The sequence below is a fragment of the Fulvivirga ulvae genome, from assembly GCF_021389975.1.
Taxonomy (GTDB): domain Bacteria; phylum Bacteroidota; class Bacteroidia; order Cytophagales; family Cyclobacteriaceae; genus Fulvivirga; species Fulvivirga ulvae.
In genome coordinates this window covers 3,558,699-3,579,476 of sequence record NZ_CP089981.1, presented here as the reverse complement: position 1 = coordinate 3,579,476, position 20,778 = coordinate 3,558,699, and the positions used below count along the sequence as shown (strand labels likewise).

The 20,778-nt window shown below is 42.9% G+C and carries 17 protein-coding genes; 6 read left to right on the top strand and 11 right to left on the bottom strand.

Annotation, left to right across the window (positions count from 1 at the left end):
- The first annotated feature begins 5 nt into the window (after window positions 1–5).
- From LVD17_RS15180 to LVD17_RS15160, 5 genes are all read left to right on the top strand, one after another.
- Entirely contained in the window at window positions 6–1,391 is a 1,386-nt protein-coding gene (locus LVD17_RS15180; RefSeq protein WP_233759859.1) for an ATP-binding protein, read from the top strand.
- Window positions 1,392–1,402: 11 nt separating this feature from the next.
- Complete coding sequence (locus LVD17_RS15175; protein ID WP_233759858.1) at window positions 1,403–4,072, top strand: LysM peptidoglycan-binding domain-containing protein; 2,670 nt, start codon at window positions 1,403–1,405, stop codon at window positions 4,070–4,072.
- 93 nt (window positions 4,073–4,165) lie between these two features.
- The gene (locus LVD17_RS15170; RefSeq protein ID WP_233759857.1) at window positions 4,166–4,678 is read left to right on the top strand and encodes a hypothetical protein; all 513 of its coding nucleotides are present in this window, start codon (window positions 4,166–4,168) and stop codon (window positions 4,676–4,678) included.
- A gap of 45 nt (window positions 4,679–4,723) precedes the next feature.
- On the top strand, window positions 4,724–5,320 hold the full coding sequence (locus LVD17_RS15165; protein WP_233759856.1) for a hypothetical protein: 597 nt from the start codon (window positions 4,724–4,726) through the stop codon (window positions 5,318–5,320).
- A 78-nt stretch (window positions 5,321–5,398) separates the two neighbouring features.
- Entirely contained in the window at window positions 5,399–5,776 is a 378-nt protein-coding gene (locus tag LVD17_RS15160) for a hypothetical protein (protein ID WP_233759855.1), read from the top strand.
- Between the two features lie 85 nt (window positions 5,777–5,861).
- On the opposite strand, the gene LVD17_RS15155 is transcribed toward LVD17_RS15160, so the two are convergent.
- The 11 genes from LVD17_RS15155 to LVD17_RS15110 form a co-directional block, all read right to left on the bottom strand.
- Window positions 5,862–6,299 carry a hypothetical protein gene (locus tag LVD17_RS15155; RefSeq protein WP_233759854.1) on the bottom strand — a complete coding sequence of 146 codons (438 nt, stop codon included), beginning with the start codon at window positions 6,297–6,299 and terminating at the stop codon, window positions 5,862–5,864.
- A 254-nt stretch (window positions 6,300–6,553) separates the two neighbouring features.
- Window positions 6,554–6,712, bottom strand: a complete 159-nt coding sequence (locus LVD17_RS28705; RefSeq protein WP_370688833.1) for a lysozyme inhibitor LprI family protein — start codon at window positions 6,710–6,712, stop codon at window positions 6,554–6,556.
- Between the two features lie 208 nt (window positions 6,713–6,920).
- The gene (locus tag LVD17_RS15150) at window positions 6,921–8,198 is read right to left on the bottom strand and encodes an efflux RND transporter periplasmic adaptor subunit (protein WP_233759853.1); all 1,278 of its coding nucleotides are present in this window, start codon (window positions 8,196–8,198) and stop codon (window positions 6,921–6,923) included.
- A 12-nt stretch (window positions 8,199–8,210) separates the two neighbouring features.
- Window positions 8,211–12,584, bottom strand: a complete 4,374-nt coding sequence (locus tag LVD17_RS15145; protein ID WP_233759852.1) for a CusA/CzcA family heavy metal efflux RND transporter — start codon at window positions 12,582–12,584, stop codon at window positions 8,211–8,213.
- A gap of 76 nt (window positions 12,585–12,660) precedes the next feature.
- The gene (locus LVD17_RS15140; protein ID WP_233759851.1) at window positions 12,661–13,059 is read right to left on the bottom strand and encodes a hypothetical protein; all 399 of its coding nucleotides are present in this window, start codon (window positions 13,057–13,059) and stop codon (window positions 12,661–12,663) included.
- A 130-nt stretch (window positions 13,060–13,189) separates the two neighbouring features.
- Window positions 13,190–14,830: a PepSY-associated TM helix domain-containing protein gene (locus LVD17_RS15135; RefSeq protein ID WP_233759850.1), complete on the bottom strand. Its 1,641-nt coding sequence runs from the start codon at window positions 14,828–14,830 to the stop codon at window positions 13,190–13,192.
- Window positions 14,830–15,138 carry a hypothetical protein gene (locus LVD17_RS15130; protein WP_233759849.1) on the bottom strand — a complete coding sequence of 103 codons (309 nt, stop codon included), beginning with the start codon at window positions 15,136–15,138 and terminating at the stop codon, window positions 14,830–14,832. The genes LVD17_RS15135 and LVD17_RS15130 overlap by 1 nt, the downstream gene beginning before the upstream one ends.
- Window positions 15,139–15,140: 2 nt before the next feature.
- The gene (locus LVD17_RS15125) at window positions 15,141–15,476 is read right to left on the bottom strand and encodes a hypothetical protein (RefSeq protein ID WP_233759848.1); all 336 of its coding nucleotides are present in this window, start codon (window positions 15,474–15,476) and stop codon (window positions 15,141–15,143) included.
- Window positions 15,476–16,207, bottom strand: a complete 732-nt coding sequence (locus LVD17_RS15120; protein ID WP_233759847.1) for a DUF4198 domain-containing protein — start codon at window positions 16,205–16,207, stop codon at window positions 15,476–15,478. The genes LVD17_RS15125 and LVD17_RS15120 overlap by 1 nt, the downstream gene beginning before the upstream one ends.
- Before the next feature lie 62 nt (window positions 16,208–16,269).
- On the bottom strand, window positions 16,270–17,502 hold the full coding sequence (locus tag LVD17_RS15115) for a DUF4374 domain-containing protein (protein ID WP_233759846.1): 1,233 nt from the start codon (window positions 17,500–17,502) through the stop codon (window positions 16,270–16,272).
- 31 nt (window positions 17,503–17,533) lie between these two features.
- Window positions 17,534–19,885 (bottom strand): TonB-dependent receptor, encoded by a 2,352-nt coding sequence (locus LVD17_RS15110; protein ID WP_233759845.1) that lies wholly within the window; start codon window positions 19,883–19,885, stop codon window positions 17,534–17,536.
- Window positions 19,886–20,315: 430 nt separating this feature from the next.
- Between LVD17_RS15110 and LVD17_RS15105 the strand changes: the two genes are divergently transcribed.
- The gene (locus LVD17_RS15105; protein WP_233759844.1) at window positions 20,316–20,762 is read left to right on the top strand and encodes an RrF2 family transcriptional regulator; all 447 of its coding nucleotides are present in this window, start codon (window positions 20,316–20,318) and stop codon (window positions 20,760–20,762) included.
- Window positions 20,763–20,778 lie beyond the last annotated feature (16 nt).

The following is a 20,778-nucleotide window of genomic DNA, read 5'->3' as shown; positions in this document are numbered from 1 at the left end:
TAAATATGAAAGAGGAGGAGCTTCCATTATTTGCGACTATAGAAACTGACATCCATTGGGCCAAAGAAATCATTGCCCAGCGTTGTGAAAGCCTGAACGGCTACCAGGAAGACAAGGTGACTGAGGACTTTTTATTGAACAATTATCCTCCGGAAGTTGCTGAGACAACTTATTACAGCCAATTGATCACTAGTTTATCTGATGCCCACAAGGTTGATGATCCTGCCTGGCTACCTGTTGCCGAGCGTTTGCTGCTAACGCTGACTTTAGCTTCTCATGTATGTCCCACCTTATTTGAGCCTTTCTCCTACTTTCAGGCTCAGGGCATAGGGATCAACCGCGTGGGCGGAGTAAAGAGCAATGGACTTTTGGGCTTTATTCCAACCGGGGAAACCGTATTGTTTTTACTTGCCGGAGAAAATGTCACACTTCGTCAGCAAATCATTAGAAAAATATTCGATAATACCCACCCCCTTATGCGCATGGGTGTTATTTCACTCCATGAAGTAACTCACAACCTGTCCCGCTTTCATGGTGCATTGATATTGTCCGATGAGTATTACAGTTTACTGGTAGAAGGCCGGCCTTTTATTCCTGCATTCAGCCAATCGTTTCCGGCGCAGTGTATAGATACGGAGGAAAGCTGGGATGACCTGGTAGTTGGCAGTCAAACGCGGTTTGCCCTTGAGGAAATCAATATCTGGCTCAAAGAGAAAAAGCAGATGATGGATGATGACCATGTAAACCGTAAAATAAAAAAGGGGTACAAGGCATTATTTTACGGCCCATCAGGCACCGGTAAAACCATGGCGGCCAGCCTTATTGGGAAAGAAGCAGATGTACCTGTATTCAGGATAGACCTTTCGCTGGTGGTGAGTAAATACATCGGGGAAACGGAGAAGAACCTTGCAGCCATTTTTGACAAAGCCGAAAACCGCAACTGGGTACTTTTCTTTGATGAGGCTGACGCCTTATTTGGAAAACGTACACAAACCAGTAGCGCCAATGACCGGTATGCTAATCAGGAGGTTTCATATCTCTTGCAGAGAGTGGAAAATTTCAATGGACTGGTAATTCTCTCCAGCAACTTAAAAGCAAATATGGACTCCGCTTTTACGAGAAGGTTTCAGACGATGATCAAATTCCCTGTTCCTAGTGAAGTACTACGCAAGGAGCTTTTTAACCGCGCTTTTCAAGGCAGGTATACCATTGTAAACACTGAGTTACTGGATAAGGTAGTGAAGAAATATGAACTGACCGGTGCGGAGATCAACAATATCTTTCGCTACTGTGCCATGATGACGCTGCATTACGGTCATGAAAAGGTCACTGAAGAGATCTTTACAGATGGTGTTATCAAAGAGTTAAGAAAAAAAGGGAAGGCCATATAAACCAACTACCGATGTTTGAAGACAAAACACCATCCCCCGGATCGACCCAGCCACATCCTTTGGATGCTTCTCTGGGGTTAACCGGTGCCTTACCCGAAAGTCAGCCTTTTTTTGATCCTTTTGCCCCTCAATGGGACGATGAGGTCAATCAGCGTGTTCGGCCCAGGCCTAAAGGCTCGGTACCTCCCTTTAAGTCCATGTATAAGAATATGCCGGGCATGATCTCAAAAATAGACCTGAACAAGGTGCCCGGCCTGCTCAGGATTAGGGATAGGGATAAATCAAAAGAAAAACCGAAAAAAGCACCTCCGGTCGCCAGCCATACTACCGTACCCGGAGATACGCTGGCCTCTCTGGTATCAAAATACAAAGTCAGTGAAGATGCTTTAAGACAGGCCAATGCGGACAAGGTAAAGAAGTTCAAAAGAAACAATGGCCAAGGGCACCTGGAAGGGTTCGATGTTGGGGTTGAGCTGGCAATCCCTTCAGGAGAAGCTACCCCTGTAAAGGCGACTACAGCACCGGTAACTGAAGCACCCTCTGAAACCCAGGTAGAAAAAGGGGGCATGGCCAGTACAGAAAACATGATCCTGGAGGAGTTGGTGACTACCGGGGCATCTTCTGATACAGCAAAAGAAGATAAAATTAAAGAAGGTGGTGCATCGGCCTCTGCAAAGATGGCCGAAAATGATTTGAAGCGGGTAAAACCCCATCTCACCAAACTCACTGCAGTAGCCAAAAAACATGGCTTGCCACCGGCCCTGCTGGCAGCTCTTGCCAGCAGGGAAACCCGGGCAGGCAAATTCGTGAACGATGAGGGATATGGAACTTATGACCCCAATGGCTATGGGCTTTTACAGGTAGATAAAAATGCCCACACCCCGGAAGGTGAACCCTTCAGTGAGGAGCATATTGAGCAGGCTGCAGGTATTTTGCTGGGGATGCTGGAAGTTATCAAAAGAGAATTTCCGCAGTGGACAAGGGCTGAACAGCTCAGGGGAGCAATAGCCAGGTATAACGGAGGGCTTCGGAAAATAAACGGCCTGGCAGCAGTTGATAATATCACCACAAAAAAAGACTACTCCGCAGATGTATGGGCAAGGGCACGGCATTATGCCGGGCTGGAGGAGTTTGGAGGCAAAGGAGAGCTGCCTGAAATACCAACTCAAGCCACCACAATAGAAGAGAAAGAAGCTGCCCCTGAGGCCGATACCTCCCTGATCTGCTCATCAGTAGGAAGGCCTTCCGGCAATTTGAAGAAGGAAGAGCTTCATAGGGAGAGGATCAACTATGCCGATGATGTGATGTTGATCCAAGACAGGTTGCTGGAGCTTGGGCTACTGTCCAGGGCTGACCATAGCAGTGAGAGGAATGCCATGGTTATTCCTGAAAGCACTAAATCCATAAAGCCGGAAGAATTGTTTGGAACAGCCGAACCTGTAGAAAAGGTCAAAAGCGATACTCAATACCGGGCTCAGATGGCGCCGGAGCATTTAGTGGCTACCATTAAGGCGATAGAGGTCTTTCAGCGAGAGGTAAGGGGGCTAAGTGGAAAGGGTGTAGATGGACGTATTGATCCGGGGCAAAACACTATAAAGGCGCTGATGTCCTCATCTATGACCGCAGAGGCCGTTCAGTCGGCACGAAGCACATACGCTGCCAGGAAAGTTGAAGCAGAGAAGAAAGCTGAAGAAGTGGCTGCCGAAAAGGCGAGAATTGATGCCATAAGAAATGAACCGGTTACGGAAGAAAATATAGACAGGATCATTCGATCACCAAGGAGTACGGAAGGCGTAGCGGCATATTTATCAGAGTATTTGGTCTACAACCCAAAATTTGTACAGAAGGCTTTGGAGAGGCTAGGGGGTGGTGGCGCAAAAAAAGAGGTGATCATAAACCTGCTATCTATATCTTCTGACTCGACATTGATGCGCTGCGATATTGAGGTGTTGGAGACTATGAAAAATGCGTTTAACAAAGCGTTTTTAAATTATAGTTCAGTCGTATACAGTGTCCGGGAGGAGCAGCGGCAGGTCGAACGCCTTATAAAACTGCTGGAAAGGACAAAAAGCCTCAATTTAAAGGATTTAGCTATTGAAGCTGTAGACAATCAAAAAGACCAGAGAAAATACAGGTGGAACTGGGAAGATAAAAATGCCGGGACAGGTGTAGATTGCTCACACTTCATTAAAGAAGTGGTAGCTACGGCCGAATCAGAGGAGGCCAGACGCCTTAAGCAGGACAAAGGTTATTTGACTCCCGAAGAGATCAATACCTATAGCAAATCTTTTAATGATAAGAACCTAAAAGAATTTGAGGATGAGGAGCGCGGCACAAGAAGAATGGCCAGGTACCTGGAGAAATATGGGTATTATAGCACGTCATTAGAGGATGTGAAAGAAGGAGATATTGTTTTTATCGGCCCTGGGAAAGAGAAGAGTATAGGGAGTATTGGGCATATTGTGATAATTATTGAAATAAGAGATACTAAAGATGGAAAAGAGTATCAATTTGCCGATGCAGGAATGCAAGAGGCTAAGTATGTCGATGGTAGCTATTCTGGAGGAGGTAGAAGTGTGAGAGGGATAAACATACTAGACTCTGAAGGTATTGTATGGAAAGGGAGCAAGGTTGAAAGGCATTTTAAAGGAACGGGAAACCTTAAAAGAGAGACTAAGTAACTAACTATTAAAATGATAAAAAATAAAATTCTGTATTCGACTCTATTTCTTTTCGTCCTTGGGTGTAAAAACGACACACCAAAAAGGGAAAGTATGACACATGATAACTCCATTATCTATAGCAAAAAGCAAATAGAAGAAACTACCAGCGGCCTCCCTTTATCCTTTTGGGATTTAGAAAATTACAATGTCTACCGAGATGGAGATTTGCAGAGTTTTGAGGGTACTTATTTTGGCAACTATCTTTTGTCGACCAAAGAACACGCTAAATACTATCCAATTGCTGAACTTTTGTATACTTCTCAGACACTTTCAATATTTATAACGATTGAAGAAAATGAGGAGCAAATTAGTGCTCTTTATTTATCAGTGTCTAAGAATAATAAGCTTACATCTGAACTTGATTTATGGAATCTCGCAGGATTAACTAATGTAAAAGGATTGTCAAATAGCATAAAATTAGATGCAGGTGTTTTAAAAGACCAACCATATACAATTACCGTTTTTAGCACAAATTATCCAGATGGTTATTATTTAGTAAAAGTTCTCCTAAATGGGAAAATAGAGGTTAAGCAAGTAGAGTTACAGGAAGGAGCCATTCCATAATGTTGCAGCCTTTGAAACAATTTAAAAAGTTTAAAAACTGATATCTTGAGTAGATACATGAAGCATTATTTCCTTGCTATAATTTTATTGCTGAGCTGTTCCAAGGTCAAAAATGACCAATCACAAGAAAAAGACATAATAAAGGAAGTTGTAAACCAATTTACATCTATAACACTGGACACTGTAGCCATCGGAGGTGCTTTACCGTTCTCCCTTATTGATAATTATGAAGAGATACTGCAAGAGAGCATAAAACCCTTAAGGACTTCTGAAATACAACATTATATTGAGAAGTTTGACACAAACAAAACATACTATCCCCTGTTGCACCTAAGGCATGACTCAAAAGAAATTGATATTTATTTTTTAATTGCAAAAGGTGACACTAATGGCTTTTCCATGTCCGTCTTCAAAAATGAAAGCAAAACAGATGAGGCCGATCTATGGTCATTAGGTGGTTTTGAGAGCTTTTCCAACATGTCTGATATGGTCACTCTTCAGGAAGGTTTGTCGAAGGACAACCTTTATTCGTTTCCTTTTTTTAGTAATATATATACTGATGGCTATTATAATATTACGGTGACTTCTGAAGGCAAAATTGAAGTAGAAAAAATTGAAGTTGCCGAGGGAGACATACCATAATCGATATATTAAAACCTCTCTAAAATCCACCTAAATAATAAGAAGCCTTAAAGTGATCTTTCTACAACCAACAATTTAATGAAACAGAAAATTATAAGCTTTTTAAGCAAAATCATGCTTATGGCATCAATTGCCGCATGTACTAATAGTAACAACAGTCAAGAAAAGTTAGAGAAGATGGATGATAAGCCCGTATTTGAGAGAATAGTAATAGAAGAAACAGTTATGGGTAAAGGTTTATATCTAAACGATATAAAGCTGTATAAAAAATTCCGTGAAGGTACAGCTATGACTTTTAATGAAGATGAGCTGAATAAATATTTATCAGCAGGTAAAAGCTACTCCTTCTCGTTATTTGGCAATAATTATGACAGTGGACATTATTGGATAGACATTTTGCTCAATGGAAAAATTGAAGTAGAAAAAGTTGAAATTTCTGAATGGGAAGTCCCATAAGCGATAGGCAGAAGGCGATATCCCATAACCATCCCTCAACTCCTGACAAAGCAATCCAACCCACAAATCACAAAGTATAGGCCAACTACTCCGTAATACCCCAAATAGAAAGGGGAAAGACAAAGTATTCAAGAAAATTGGTATGCACACGGCCTACGTGCCTGGCGTAGCTTTTGAGGCTAATGACCATATCGAGTTTGAAATTTTCATCAAGCTTGTCCAGAATGGCATAAACGCTTTCAGTTTCCTCCTGCAAGGCCTCCTGTTGCTCTTCGGTGATGGGCGAATATTTATCGATCAACCTTTCCAGATCACGCTGAAAAACCTTTTCCACTTCTCTGTAGTAGGGTTGCAGGGTAGGTGGTGCTGTAAATGTCCGCAGGTGGGAAAGTTCTATGGCTTCGGCCTTTTCCGACCTTGTGATAGGGCCATCTGTACTGGCTGCCAATAGTGAAAATAATGCAGGAGCCCTCAATAAAAGTTCTCTGTCTTCTTCGGACAATTTACTTAGCTGATCTTTCATGATTTCTTTCCCTTTTGAAGTGTAATAGTTATAAAAAAGAAACAACTATCTGGAAATGAATGTTCCTGAACCATGGCAGGCAAGTACTCTGTGCCTTACTTCAATAAAAAAGAGGAGCCAATCCCCTCTTTTTATGAAATATTCAGAAACCTGGCCTTCACGATCTCCATTTTCTCACCTTCCACTACTGGATGTCATATGATGCCTTGCAATTGACTAGGTAGTGGGAGTCTATGAGCTTATACTCCTTATCTCTATAAACAAATCCACTCCCTCTGAGCTTCTATTAGCACGACCTTTCCTCCTTCATTCAATTTTGAAAGATACAACTTGTAGTATTTATTGAGTTCTTTGTCCCACGCCTCGGCCGCCCGTATCTGGCAATCAATTATTTCACTGGTAGTGCCGGCAATTTCAAGACATTCTTCAAGATCCTCATCTACAGAGCCAGACTCCTGAGCGCAAAATGAATACCCCCATACCAGTAAGCTTACAGTGGTAAAATACTTTTCATTATTTGATCAGATATTTAGTGTGCTGACAAACGCCAAAAGACTAAATATCTGATCTTTTTAGCTCTTTTGAAAGCTCCGAAAATACTATAGTTTCCCGGAATTGACACTAATGATGATGATGTCCACCCTCTCCTTTTTTCATTTCCGACAGGAGATAATAGGCACCCTGGGTTACGATCTTTACGTCTGCTGTCAATGCTGGTACTTCCACGATTTGAATAAAACCCTGATCCCTCTCTCCTATTACTACCTGTATCCTCTTAAAAGAAGTGCCATGTGTTTCTTCATGTTTATTGTGAGTATGCTCCTCTTCACCTTCATGGGAGTCTCTTTTTTCATGACTATCCTCCGTAAATATGAAGATATATGAATTTCCTTCATCGGAAACCACCGCTTCCTCTGGCAAAGCAACTATCTTTTTATCTTCGGTATATATCTTTGCTTCGGCATAATACCCGCGAATAAAGCCGTGATCTTCATGCTCTATATGGGCATGCACCTTGACGGTTTTGCTTTGTTGGTCAAACGATTTACCAACCAGAAATACCCTTCCATTGTAGCGTTGCTCTCCCATAGCAGGAACCGCAAAGCTGATCGGTTGCCCAACTTTAACTTTAGAAATATCCTGCTCGAAAACGTTTAATTCCAGGTGCATATGATCCGTATCCACTATTTCATAAAGCTCCTGCCTCTGTTCGGCAAAGGCACCATTATGAACATTCAGTGCAGTAATGTGTCCACTTAAAGGGGCACGGATGCTTATGGTAGCAGAGATTTCTCCGGATGCTACCCGCTTTGGAGATATACCCATGTATTGCAACTGCTTTTCAAGTGCCTTCTTCCTGGCCATAGCACCTTCATAGGCCGCGCTGGCAGCCTGGTACTGTTTCTTGGCCGTTACCCGGGCAGAATCCAGCTGCTTTTGCCTTTGATATTCCGATTCAAGATAGCTCAGGTTGTTAATCACGCTCAAATACTCTTCCTGAAGCTTGATGTAATCCATATGTTCCAATACCGCTAGCACAGTACCTTCCTTGACGTAGTCACCCACCAGGTAATTCGCTTTTTTCACAAAACCATCCATTGGAGCTGATACAGCAGCAATATTTTGTGGTGGAAGGTCCAGTATACCATTTGCTTTTACATAAGCCGAAGTGTTCAGGGTATCCATGTCGCCATATTTAAGACCTGCATTGGCTATCTGTACGGCATTCAGTTCCACCATACCTTCTTCTGAGTATTCTTCTTCCTCATGCGCGTGTTCATCCTGGTTTTCCTCTGTATGTTCATGTCCATGCTCATCAGGTGACTCCGTTTGCCCACACTTTAGCAAGGGAAATGATAAGGTCAGAAGTATTAATATATATGTTATTTTAAGTTTCATTCTTTTAAAATTTTATCTGTTTCCGGATAGTTCATACTTTTCTAACTGCTTACCGGATAGCCGGTTGAGTTCTATTATGGCGAGGTTATAAGCACTCAAACTATTAAGATAGTCTGAGCGGAGATCCAGGGCCTGCCCCATGTTTTGAATGAAGGCAATATAATCCACCTCCCCAAGCTTATAGCCAAACTGCGCTGTGCGTATTTGCTCCTCAGCAAGCTCGATGCCTTCATTTTCATAAAACTGTAGCGAAGCCGAGGCCTTCTCCAGTGCTGCCCTCGCCGCAGCATACTGCCGATCCAGTACCAGTTCTTGTTCCTGATATTCCTTTTCAGCCACAGACTGCCTGATCCGGGCTGCCTGAGTTCGTCCTTTCTGCCCGAAAAATAGTAACGGTACGTTCAAGCCAATCCTGTACATGTAAAAGCCTGACCGGTCATTAACGGTTTGGTCACTGTAGCCGAGGTTAATCTCTGGCAGGAACTGGGAGCGCTGAACTTTAAAAGCTGCCTCTGCCAAATCTCTGCTTTGTGAGTAAAACGCTATCGTCGGGTTGTGGTCAAGGTCAATACCTGTTGCCGGCATGGTCTCATCAAACCTGTACAAACTGTCCTCCTCAGGCTCAATATCAGCCCCAGTATTCAGCCAGCTCTTCAAAGCTTTTGTGGCTGCTGTATATTCTGCCGATGCCTGCTCCAGCATTACAGTCACTTTTTTAGCCTGACCTGTAGCAGATAACATCTCTAGTTTGCCGGTCTCTCCGGTTTCGAAGCGCAAACGTGCAGCAGATTCAAAGTCTCTGTAAATACTATCCTGCCGCTTCATCAGGGCCAACTTGCTCCAGGCCAGTAGCCAGTTGTTATAAGCAATACTGGTCTGGGCAATTAATTCATTGCCTGAAATACCCTTGTATTTGAGGCTTTGATCGACCTTCTTCTGTTGGTATTGTGACTTCCTCAGGTAGGTAGTGGGGAAATCAAAGTTTTGCTGTACTCCATAGGACGCAACACCTTGTATTTCCGAACCGTTGGTTTCCTCCCGCTGGTGAAAAATGCTGGTTTTTTCAAAATCCCATGCTGTCCTTTTTAGGGCTCTTTGCTCTTCTATTTGAAGATCTGCCTTCTCCATGGCCGGGTGGTTTTTCAGTGTCGATCTGATTGCTTCTTCAAGCGTAAGGATCTGCAGGCTGTCAGTTGCCGACTGAGCCATTGCTGAACTTCCTCCTGCTCCGGCAAGACCCATAAAAACAGTCAGCGTCAGGGCATTTGCTTTGAGCTTCAACCTTACCCCTTTTTCAAGGTAGTAGTACAACACCGGCAAAACCACCAGGGTTAGCAGTGTTGCAGTAATGAGGCCTCCGATAACCACAGTGGCCAGCGGCTGCTGTACCTCAGCACCGGCAGAAGTAGAAAGTGCCATGGGTAAAAATCCAAGAGACGCCACTGAGGCTGTCATAATCACGGGGCGCAGACGAATATAAGTTCCTTTCATTATCCGTTCATACACATCTGTCATACCTTCCTTTTTTAATGTATTAAACTCAGAGATCAAAACGATCCCATTCAGAACAGCTACACCGAAGAGTGCAATAAACCCAACCCCGGCAGAGATGCTAAAAGGCATGTCACGGATCCAAAGCGCAAGTATGCCCCCAATGGCTGACATTGGTACAGCGGTAAAGATCAACAGGGACTGCTTCACTGAACGAAATGTAAAATACAACAATACCAGGATCAAAAGCAGAGCAGAGGGAACAGCCACTGACAGTCTTTCCCTGGCTTTGATCAGGTTTTCAAATTGACCGCCATAAGTAATATAATAGCCAGCGGGTAACTCCAGCTTTTCTTCCAGCATCTGGCTAATATCCTCTACCACGCTCTCCGTATCCCTGTTTCGGGTATTTACACCTACTACTATCCTTCTCCGGGCATCATCACGGGAGATTTGTGCCGGGGCCTCTTTAAAATCAACTTTTGCAATCTCTCTGACGGGAACCTGTCCACCGCCGGGCAAGGGTATATACATGTTTTTTACATTGTCGATATCCTGCCTGAAATCATCATCAAACCTGACCATGAGATCAAAGCGCTTTTCCCCTTCAAACACCACCCCGGCCTGCCCTCCGGCAAATGCTGTATTGATGGCCTGATTTACATCCTGCACATCCAGACCGTATTGCGCCATCTTATTTCTTTTGTAGCTGACCAGGATCTGAGGAAGGCCTGTCAGTTGCTCCACCACCGTACCTCCTACACCCTCTATCTGGCTGATCAGCGTATTGACTTCATTGGCCTTGCTAAAGAGTATGTCAAGATCTTCTCCATAAATTTTAACGGCAATATCCTGTCGCACGCCCGTGATAAGCTCATTGAAGCGCATTTGTATGGGCTGTGTAAACTCAGTCCCCACACCCGGAACGGAGTAAATTACCTGTTCCATTTTTTCAAACATCTCGTCCTTTGACTTTGCACTTATCCACTCCTTTTTGTCCTTCATCACTATGATGATATCCGCCAGCTCTATGGGCATAGGATCCGTTGGAATCTCGGAAGTACCAATCTTGGTTACTACCTCTTTTACCTCCGGAAACTCTTCCATGAGCCGGTGCTGAATCTTTTCGGACACCGCAACCATTTGTTTCAGGGAGGTACCTGTAGGCAAGATCTGGTGTGAGGCAATATCTCCTTCATCCAGGGTAGGGATAAATTCCCCGCCAAGGCTTGAAAAGACAAATAAGCTCCCAGCAAACAGGATAACCGCGGTTAGAATAACCAGTTGCTTGGTTTTTAAAGCAAACCTGATAACGGGATCGTACAACCGGTGAAAAAAGTCCATGATCTTGTCGGATATATTCCTCTTCACCACTATTTTCTTCTTCAATACCAGTGCAGACATCATGGGTACATAGGTCAGTGAGAGAATAAATGCTCCGAGTATGGCAAAGCTTACGGTTTGTGCCATGGGCCGGAACATCTCTCCTTCAATACCCACCAGTGCGAGGATGGGCAGGTAAACGATCAGAATGATGATCTCCCCAAAGGCAGCCGATGTTCTGATGTGCTTTGAGGCCAGACCAACTTGTTTGTCCATTTCTTTCTGGGTGAGTTGCTGACCATTAAATGTGCTATAAATACGATGAACTATGGCCTCCACAATAATGACGGCACCATCAACGATCAGCCCAAAATCTATGGCTCCAAGGCTCATAAGGTTGGCCGATACACCAAATATATTCATCATACATAGGGCAAACAGCATAGACAGTGGAATTACCGAAGCCACTACCAGACCTGCTCTCAGGTTGCCCAAGAGCAACACCAGGATAAATATTACGATCAGACCTCCCTCCACAAGGTTGGTGGTAACGGTTGCTATCGCTCTGTCTATCAGTTCGGAACGATCCAGAAATGGGTCGATATGGATCCCTTTTGGTAAACTTTTCTGAATTTGACTGATTCGCTCTTTTACAGCCTGGGTTACCTGATAAGAATTCTCTCCCTTCAGCATCAATACAAGGCCACCGACAGTTTCTCCTTCGCCATTACGTGTAAGTGCTCCAAAGCGTGGAGCATAGCCCAATTGCACTGCAGCTACATCGGTAACGGTTATAGGGGTGCCATTGACATTTTTGATCAGTATCTCCTCAATTTCGTCGATAGAGTTCACCATACCTTCTCCCCTGATAAAATAGGCAGTATTGGTTTTCTCGATATATGAACCTCCCGTATTTTGATTATTACGCTCTATGGCAACAAACACATCGGACACGGTAAGGTTGTATGCCCTGAGCCGTTCGGGATCAAGAGCTATTTCATATTGCTTGAGATACCCACCCAAACTGCTCACTTCTGCCACACCGGGCACTCCGGCCAACTGGCGTTTTACTATCCAGTCCTGGATCGTCCGAAGCTGCATGGGAGTGTAGATGGTATCGGCACCTTCATCCTGCACCAGTGTGTACTGATAGATCTCGCTAAGACCGGTAACCATCGGCGCCAGTTTTGGTGAACCAAAATTCTCAGGAATACTTTCCTCCGCCACCCTGATCTGTTCACTCACCAACTGCCTTGCCAGGTACGGGTCTATCTTTTTCTCAAATACTATGGTGATCACCGAAAGACCAAAACGTGATATAGACCGGATCTCTTCCACATCCGGAATAAACGACATAGAGACTTCCAACGGGTAAGTGATGAACTGCTCCACTTCCTGGGTAGCCAGGTCGGGAGCCTGAGTGATTACCTGTACCTGATTGTTGGTAATATCTGGCACAGCATCCAAAGGTATTTTTGTAAGGGAATACAAACCCCAACTGATCAGGCCTATGACAAATAGCCCGATGATCAGTTTATTCTTAATAGAAAAACTAATTATTTTATCAAACATCCATTCTTGGGTTAAATCAATTTAACTTCAACAAAATATGACAGGGGCATACCTGTCATGTAAAAAGCCGTTTGATTTAAACCCGGGGAGGTTGGAAAAGTGAATCGGGAAACTGTGATGAGAAAAACGATTTATAGCAATCTACTTTATCATCAACGATAAAATTGATCACTGTAGCTGGTATTTCCTGGTTGAAGGTATAAAAAACAAAGGAATGGCAACATTGATGATCTCCCTGGAAAGGCAGGTTGCTATGATCATTATCATCATGATGATCATCAGCATTTTTTTGAAGGTCGAAATAATCTTCTGCCAGAAATTGTAGAAAAGAAGCTCCTCCGTTACAGTCTTTATGCTGCTGGTAGTGCTCCAGTAAATTAGGTAGTTTCTGCAACTCACAGCAAATATCCATACTGGGCGCCAGTCCTCTTATCAGCACAAACGTGACCATCATTATGGATACAAAATTCTTCATGTGTCGCAAAACTAATGAAAAATGACATGCAACGATACTGCATGTTGCATTTGCTCTTTAAAATTCAGTAAAAATTAGGGCAAAAAGTCCTTTTGTACATACTCTCAGCAAAAATTCCCTCCGATTATTGTTATGCCGGTTGTAACTTTCGGGGTTTTACGGTTTTATTTATAACACTCTTGCTTTTTGGCGTTGATATTCCAGCAGATTCTTCTTTTACTTTGGGTTTTATTTTCAGGAAAATCAAAAAGCTTATTATTGATGTTGTAAGCCAAAATGCGTCCACTACAAAGATCTGTAACTGCTGCTCGTTGAATGTTTTCCATAGCCAGGTACCGGAAACGACACCATTGGCAATTGGTATAAGAAAGCCCAACACGCTGCCTGACAGCAAGCAGTATTTGTTGGTAAAGTAGTTGTCCTTTTTGATTGAAAATAAAATAGACAGTACCAGCCATGAGATAAAGAATGTCTTAAAGATGAGCAAGTGTGGAGTCGGGTCATTTACTTCTTTAAATAACTTCACCACTGTAAAGCTCAGCGCTGTTACAGGATACATGCTTAATGAAATAGCCAGAAAGATGGAGGCCACCCATTGATTTGATTTCCTCTTCCAGGGCGCTGTGCTCCTTTTCTCACGTGCCTCTGCCCAAAGCAGTACTCCTGACAAGATCACAAAGCAACTGATTATACCAAAAACAAAATAGATGATCTTGAGGCCATACCCTCCGTAGTTACCATAATGAAGTTTGATCATCACGTCCTGAACGGCTGAGGCGTAGCTGGTGCTTTCATAAGGATCTTTTTCATGCACAACCTCTCCTGTTGATGCCTGATATACTGCCTGCCCCAAGCCGGTAAAGCGACTGTCATCGTGTGGCTTTACTTCTACTACCACACGCATGCTGGTGTCTCCATAATTTTGGAGTACCACCTTGGAAGCCCTCACATCCTGCCACTTCTGTTCGGTCTTCGTCACCAACTCGTTGATGCTGAGATTATAATTTTGCGGGTTATTTACAAATGCCAGTGTTTCTGCTTCCGGGAAAATTTCTTTGTATAACTTCTCTGTATCACCATCGTAGAAAAATGAAGTAGAGGCTGCCATCATCACTGTAGTGCCAATAATTAATACTGCGCCGGTAACAGCATACATAAATTGGAAGGGCAGACCGATAACTCCCAGAGTAGTATGGGCATCAGTCCATACGGTTTTCAGTTTTGCCAGCGGCCTGAACATATAAAAGTTACTGATTATCTTCTTCCAATGAACGATAATGCCTGTAACTATGGCAAACAGGAAGAAAAATGCTACAAAACCTGAAAGCAGATATCCGTAGGGGTAAGGGATCTGTGCAAAAAAATGAAGCCTGTAAATAAATTCTCCAAGAGTAAAATCCTCAAAATAGCTATAGTTCTTCTGTGAGACTGGATCCTGGTAAAGGAAAAGACTGCGTTTGCTCTCATCTGCTGCGGTAGTATCCTGGGTCGGTGTAGCGGACACCATCACCCTCCGCTCCTGGTGTACCTGCCTGATAGTGATATTCCTTCCGTATAAGGCATGGCGCGCTGCCAGTGTATCAATAACCGTATCAAAGTCAACATCCATTTGTGAATCCTGTACTATGGACTGCTGGCGCTCCCAGTTGATTATGTCATCACGAAAGAAGCTTATTGACCCGGCAAAGAAGATCACAAAAAGTGCAACGCTAATGACTAACCCACTGACAGTATGGGTATGAAAGAGGACGTTATAGATACGATTGCTCATTATATGGGAAATAATTCAGGTGACTCTATTTTGGCAAAGTAAAGAATGGAAGAAAACAGCAGGATCGCGGCAAGGTATAACCCCCAGGCCTTCCAGCCGTTTCTGAACAGAAAGGGGATGATCATTAGTGCACCCCACAATATAAAGCCTGCAAACCTCAACGTAACAAGCGTGGCTGCCCGGTCAGTGTATAGTGCCAGCACCATAAATAAGGAACTGGTAATAAAATAGCCTCCGACAAAACCCGCCGTGATCTTGGCAAAACGTTGATGGAATGAAGGCGTCAGATGTTTTTTATTGGCTGGCATATCTACAGGGCTATTTCTAAAATGGTGCAAATCACAAGGGCAACGGCAATGTTCCGCCTGGTCATTAAACCGAGCGGAGCCAGTATGATCATCAGACTGGACACTACAGTGAGGATCATTAAATAGGCAAAAATGCCAGACCCAATACCAAAAGTGACCATGCTTAGCATCAGTCCGGCCACCATACCTGCGATGCCGATCCTCTGCGCTTTGACGCGGTTCTGCCGAAGCCATTGTGCTACACCGGCAGCCGCTTTAAGCTCGGCCCGGTGAGAGGTTTGATAACAACACCAAAATCCAAGGAATGTGACTAAAGTACTAAGCGTGACCATCATCATTACAGGGCTATACAGTAAGTGGCGCAATGCCAGATAAATTCATAATCTTCACCTTTGTAGGAGCCGGGAACCTCTTCCTTTTTTGTGGTTTCAACCGTGTACTTGGTCTTCCAGGGCAAAGAGAAGCTTACTTTTCCTTCTTTATCCGTGGTGAGTTTTTTACTCCACAGATCAGATACATAAATGTCTACCTCCTGGTCTGCCAAAGGCTCACCTTTGTAAAGTACCTGAAGTACTACGGGTGAGTTTTCACCAGCCTGTTTGTCAGAAGCATTCACCACTACAAGGCCTGCATTATTATCCGCCGCGGTAGGCGTAACCTTATCTCCTACTACTACTTTTGCAGTAGAATGATAGTGCGTTTTGAAGATACCAAAGTCATATTGTGTGTAATCTATAACGTCGATCTCGTTATTGTTAAGCACCACAGTATAGGTACCATCCTCCTTAGGAATAAAAGTGCCCTGAAAGGCATTATCCTTAACAGATGTGGTTATCGGTGTTTTCTTACCCGAAGGTGAAATCACCCACAGACTGAAATTTTTAACATTCTCGTAGTTCTCTCCATTGGGGTCTTCAATTACACCGTAGGTATATTCCCCAAAAAATACTTTAACTACATGCTCCTTGTTTTTTTTACCAGTCTCAGCGGTTTCAAGCCATAAATAGTGAGCAGATGCCTGAAGTACAGCTATCAGCAAAAAGGAAAGAATTAATAATAGTTTTTTCATAGCATAGGATTTAAGGAGCCTCATTCCCTTTCAGCCAGGAATAAGGCTCACGTAGCAAGTTCTTATTTAGCGGAGAAAAGGGCCTGAAATTGGTTGCCTATCAGTTTTGCTCCTTTAGTAGCCGAACCGGAGGCTGCATCTACCTGATAGATATGGGCTTCAGTTCCTGTATTAACAGAAATATATACTTTACCGTTTTCCACAAGATATGGGGTCTGGTATTGTCCTCCATGTAAAGGCACATCCTCAACAATAGTCACGGTTTCCTTATTAAGATCTAGAACTGCCACATTCAAAATAGGTGTAATCTCGCTAAAGGCAGCCCATTGAGATTGTGCTCCGGCGGCTTCATCCATTTGCAACGAAATAACACGTGCCACGGCAAGTCCATTACCAACGTAGGTCGCAGAAAGCACCTTGTAACCAGACTCTTCTACATTAAAGAAATAGTCCGCATCAAATTCATCTTCTCCGGCATTGATTTTCAGTACACCTGAAGGTTTTGTTGCCTGAGTATATCCGGCAGCTTTAGAGCTAACAGAAAGTGTGAAATGGTTGCCACTTTCGTCCTCTAAAATGCTAGGTGAAGCACCATAGTATCCAATCGGGGCAGTTCTGGAATCTTTAATGGTTTTTATATACTCAATTTCCGGGTAAGAATATACGCTTACGTAAGCCGTGTCAGTGTTGGGGGTCTCCCAAGAGGTGCCGTTTAGAGGATAAAACGCTACAAAAAGTTTATCACCGTCTACATAAGCACCGGTAGGCCAGGCATTCAACTGGTCTCCGTTATCAAATGACTCATAAATAGGGTGTTTAACATTTTTAGTAATAGCAATCTCAGCCACATCCACTACCTGAAGCTGACAGTCATACGATCCTCCGCCCCATGGAGCACCTATAGCAAGAAAGCTCTCGTCGTCTATCGCACTCATCACATCGAATCTCTCAAACACAAATTTTCCCTGCTCGACCAATTGGTTGTTTATCATTTTATAACCGATACACTCATTTAAGTCATAACCAAAAGCAAAATATGTATCACCGAAATGGCCATTGTAATTCCAGCCCACCAGCTCTACACCCTGACCTTCAGCACTGATCTCACCGGTCATGAGATCATCAACTGTTATATAATAATCAGCACTTTCCTCATCCGCATCTTCGGTACGAAGTGACATTACATAGCCACTGGCAACAGGTGTTACTGAAGAATCGTCATCTGAGCATGAAGTGAACAATAATGTCAACCCAAGGGCGGAAAGTATCAATGAATTTTTAAAGAATCTTTTCATTTAAGTTATAGTTATAAGTAGTATATAAGTTTTATTGCATAAAGTAGCTGAACTTCACATGGAAAGCCCTACCGGGTTTTTGAAGCATGAAGTTGTCAAAAAGTTTACTGTCCATCACATTTGTGCACGACAGAGACAGGTTATACTTGCCGTCAAGCATGGCATAAGAAGCAGAAAGGTCATGGGATACCTGTCTCGGAATATCATATTTACTTTCTCTACTCCCCTGACTTGGCCACTTGAGGTAAAATGCTTCCACGAAAAGTGTATTCCAGTTGATGCTTAATTTGCCGATATCATTGCCTACATTATTGAATATTACTCCTGCTTTTGCATTTCCAAATAGAAAAGGCATATTGGGAAGGCGATCTTCGTACAAATAGTTTTCCCCTCCTGATGGAGTATATTGTTCATTATTCACAATATTCTGATAAGTGCCATTTACCTCAAGGTTCAGCCTGTTATTGTAGCTATATTTTATCACGCCTTCAAAAATGTTGGCCCTGGCTGATTGTAGGTTTTCATACGAACTGGTCTGTCCCAGAGCAGCATTTCTTATCAGGTTTTCAGGCAATCTATACAAGTAACCTGCTTCTACAAGCAGGCTGTTTTTTTTGAATCTTTTTTTACCCAGGATACCTACATTAAAATTTTGACTCTTTTCAGCAGTTAGGTTAGGGTTGCTCAATATCTGGAGTCCGTTTCCGAACATCTCCAATACCTCCGGCAGCCTGTAGGTATTTTCATAAGAGGCTTTAACCTGAAAATTTGGACTAAAAAAATAAGTTGTCGCAGCCCCAAAACCGTATTGAGTTTGTGTGTTGGTTATTGCCACAAGCGCATCATCATCACCTGTACCCTCACCGTCTCTTGTCAATGCATCCATATAGAGCAGTTTACCAAACACTACTGAGCGTAGTTTGTCGTCTAACAGATCAAGGCTATATGAAATTCCTGTTATATTTTTGGTTAGTATGTTAGGCTCACTAAATGGAACAGCATTGTAGCTGATAGGATCCTCGCCGACCCTTTTATATCGGGAAAATGTATTATTTAAAGCTACGGACTGCCTTTCGTTTATGGTATAGCCGATGTTGGCAGAAGCCATAAATGCATTATCGTCAAACCGGAATTCCGTCTTGTCCCAGCTAATCTCACCTGACCGTACGTCGAGAGCTTTGGTAGTATATTCACCTCTCCAGTTGTACTGTCTGCTGCTGGTGTCAATACGCATACTTTCACCATATTTATAGGTGGCATTGACTGTTAATGACAGTCCGTCCGCAAACAGATCTTTCTTTTGATACTTGAGTGTGGGGATAAGGGCCTTGTCAGTAGTAAATGCATCCCCTACCACTTTTGTCAGATTGTAACCAGACTGAATTTCCTTTTCATTGCTTGATAAGATCACCCCCAAAAAAAGACGGTCGGCATAACTTTTATTTTCAACCCCTCCTTCTAACTGGATTGTTTGCGATTGGTATGCATCATGAAAACGCTCCACTTCCTCCTCGGTGACTTTGCCGGTCTGTATATTCACCACTTCTGCGTCTACTTTATAATTATTATCAGAGTAATTAAAAAACGCATTGGCATTAACAACAAATCCCGTCTTATTCGTAAACCTCCCAATCACGGATGCCCTGTGAGTATTGAATGAACCAAAAGCATAGGACACGTTTAAATAATTCTTAATGGCCCTGTTAGTAGTAACATTTACCGCTCCTCCCAACGCATCCGAACCTAAATGCACGGGCACAACACCTTTGTAAACTTCTATTTTGGAAATAAGATTGGAGGGAATATTGTTTAATGATAATGACGAGCCAAAATAATCCATTGGTATACCATCAATAAAAAATTTGACCTGGCTCCCATTGAAACCGTTCAATGAGAAATTAAAATTAGAACCAAGCCCGCCTTCCTCACGAATACGTACACCTGTAGTTGTATTCAATATCTGATTAATATCAAGGTTTTGAATCTTCAGAGGTTTTACATCTATGGCTGAAACAGTGAAGGGCTTCTCCAAAGTCTCTGTAGTTTCTGACTTACCCACCACCACCACATCATTTAATATACTGGTATCTTCCTGCAGGCGTACGGTTAACGTTTGTTTTTTTCCAGAAACAGTGACTTGCTCAACATGAGGTTTGTAACCAACAAAGCTTACGGTAATTCTATAAGTACCCTCAGCAACATTGATTTTATATTCACCTTTAACATCAGTAACCACCCCTTTTTTTAGTTGTTCTATAACTACAGAGGCACCTATTAAAGGTTCTCCATTATTGTCAGTGATTTTACCCGAAAGATTTACTTGCCCGTAACAAACGGAAGAAATAAAGGAGAAGAGAAATATGAAGAAACTATAACGATTCATTGGGGTTGATCATCATTATTTAGACTAATTAAAAATTACAGCAAAGCTATACGGGTAGAAATTGATTATCAATAGCTACTCATAGGCAAATTAAGATCACTAGTACTAGTGATCTTGGGATAGCTAATACGTTTTTATTTAAGCGTTTATGCTTTATGCGCTAACCATGTATTGTCATCAGGAGTATGCTTCCAGGGAATAAGCTGAATGTGACCAAAGTCATAACCTGCTGTCGGTGCATCTCAGCGGCAAGTATCGCCTCACCTTCTGGAAGCCTAGTAGAGTCGGTACTTTAAGTCTGTTGTTCCTTCCTTAATTCAATCCTCCCATAATGTTCTGAAAGGGAGGCTATTTCCTTAAATACCTGCGTGGCTACCTATTCTTTTACCATTAATAAAATGAAGTAGTTGATTTTATTAAATTTACGGGCATGATCTCTAAAAAGACCAAATACGCCATTAATGCACTGGTTCATCTGGCCAAAAGGAAAGCCGAAGGACCAATCATTATCGCGGAGATTGCCAAAGCTGAGAATATTCCTCAAAAATTTCTGGAAGCCATACTGCTCGACCTGAAGAAGGCTGGTATACTGGCCAGCAAAAAGGGCAAGGCCGGTGGCTATTACCTGCTCAAAGCCCCTGAAGATGTGAATATGGCTGATGTAATGCGGCTTTTCGACGGACCTATTGCTTTGCTGCCCTGCGTTACATACATGTACTATGAACGCTGCGAGGAGTGTAAAGATGAAGAAACCTGCGGCATCAGGGATGTCTTCCTGGAGGTAAGAAACAAAACAGTTTCCATGCTCAAAAAATCTACACTCCTGGAAATCATCAGGCGCGAAGACAAACAAAAAAAGCGCATGAATGAAGATTAAAAAAAATTAAATCTTT

Coding starts and splice junctions, on each gene's coding strand:
- LVD17_RS15170 (WP_233759857.1), top strand. CDS start 4,166: ATGACACATGATAACTCCATTATCTATAGCAAAAAGCAAATAGAAGAA.
- LVD17_RS15145 (WP_233759852.1), bottom strand. CDS start 12,584: ATGTTTGATAAAATAATTAGTTTTTCTATTAAGAATAAACTGATCATC.
- LVD17_RS15135 (WP_233759850.1), bottom strand. CDS start 14,830: ATGAGCAATCGTATCTATAACGTCCTCTTTCATACCCATACTGTCAGT.
- LVD17_RS15110 (WP_233759845.1), bottom strand. CDS start 19,885: ATGAATCGTTATAGTTTCTTCATATTTCTCTTCTCCTTTATTTCTTCC.
- LVD17_RS15130 (WP_233759849.1), bottom strand. CDS start 15,138: ATGCCAGCCAATAAAAAACATCTGACGCCTTCATTCCATCAACGTTTT.
- LVD17_RS15175 (WP_233759858.1), top strand. CDS start 1,403: ATGTTTGAAGACAAAACACCATCCCCCGGATCGACCCAGCCACATCCT.
- LVD17_RS15155 (WP_233759854.1), bottom strand. CDS start 6,299: ATGAAAGATCAGCTAAGTAAATTGTCCGAAGAAGACAGAGAACTTTTA.
- LVD17_RS15125 (WP_233759848.1), bottom strand. CDS start 15,476: ATGATGATGGTCACGCTTAGTACTTTAGTCACATTCCTTGGATTTTGG.
- LVD17_RS15160 (WP_233759855.1), top strand. CDS start 5,399: ATGAAACAGAAAATTATAAGCTTTTTAAGCAAAATCATGCTTATGGCA.
- LVD17_RS15120 (WP_233759847.1), bottom strand. CDS start 16,207: ATGAAAAAACTATTATTAATTCTTTCCTTTTTGCTGATAGCTGTACTT.
- LVD17_RS15180 (WP_233759859.1), top strand. CDS start 6: ATGAAAGAGGAGGAGCTTCCATTATTTGCGACTATAGAAACTGACATC.
- LVD17_RS15140 (WP_233759851.1), bottom strand. CDS start 13,059: ATGAAGAATTTTGTATCCATAATGATGGTCACGTTTGTGCTGATAAGA.
- LVD17_RS15150 (WP_233759853.1), bottom strand. CDS start 8,198: ATGAAACTTAAAATAACATATATATTAATACTTCTGACCTTATCATTT.
- LVD17_RS15105 (WP_233759844.1), top strand. CDS start 20,316: ATGATCTCTAAAAAGACCAAATACGCCATTAATGCACTGGTTCATCTG.
- LVD17_RS15115 (WP_233759846.1), bottom strand. CDS start 17,502: ATGAAAAGATTCTTTAAAAATTCATTGATACTTTCCGCCCTTGGGTTG.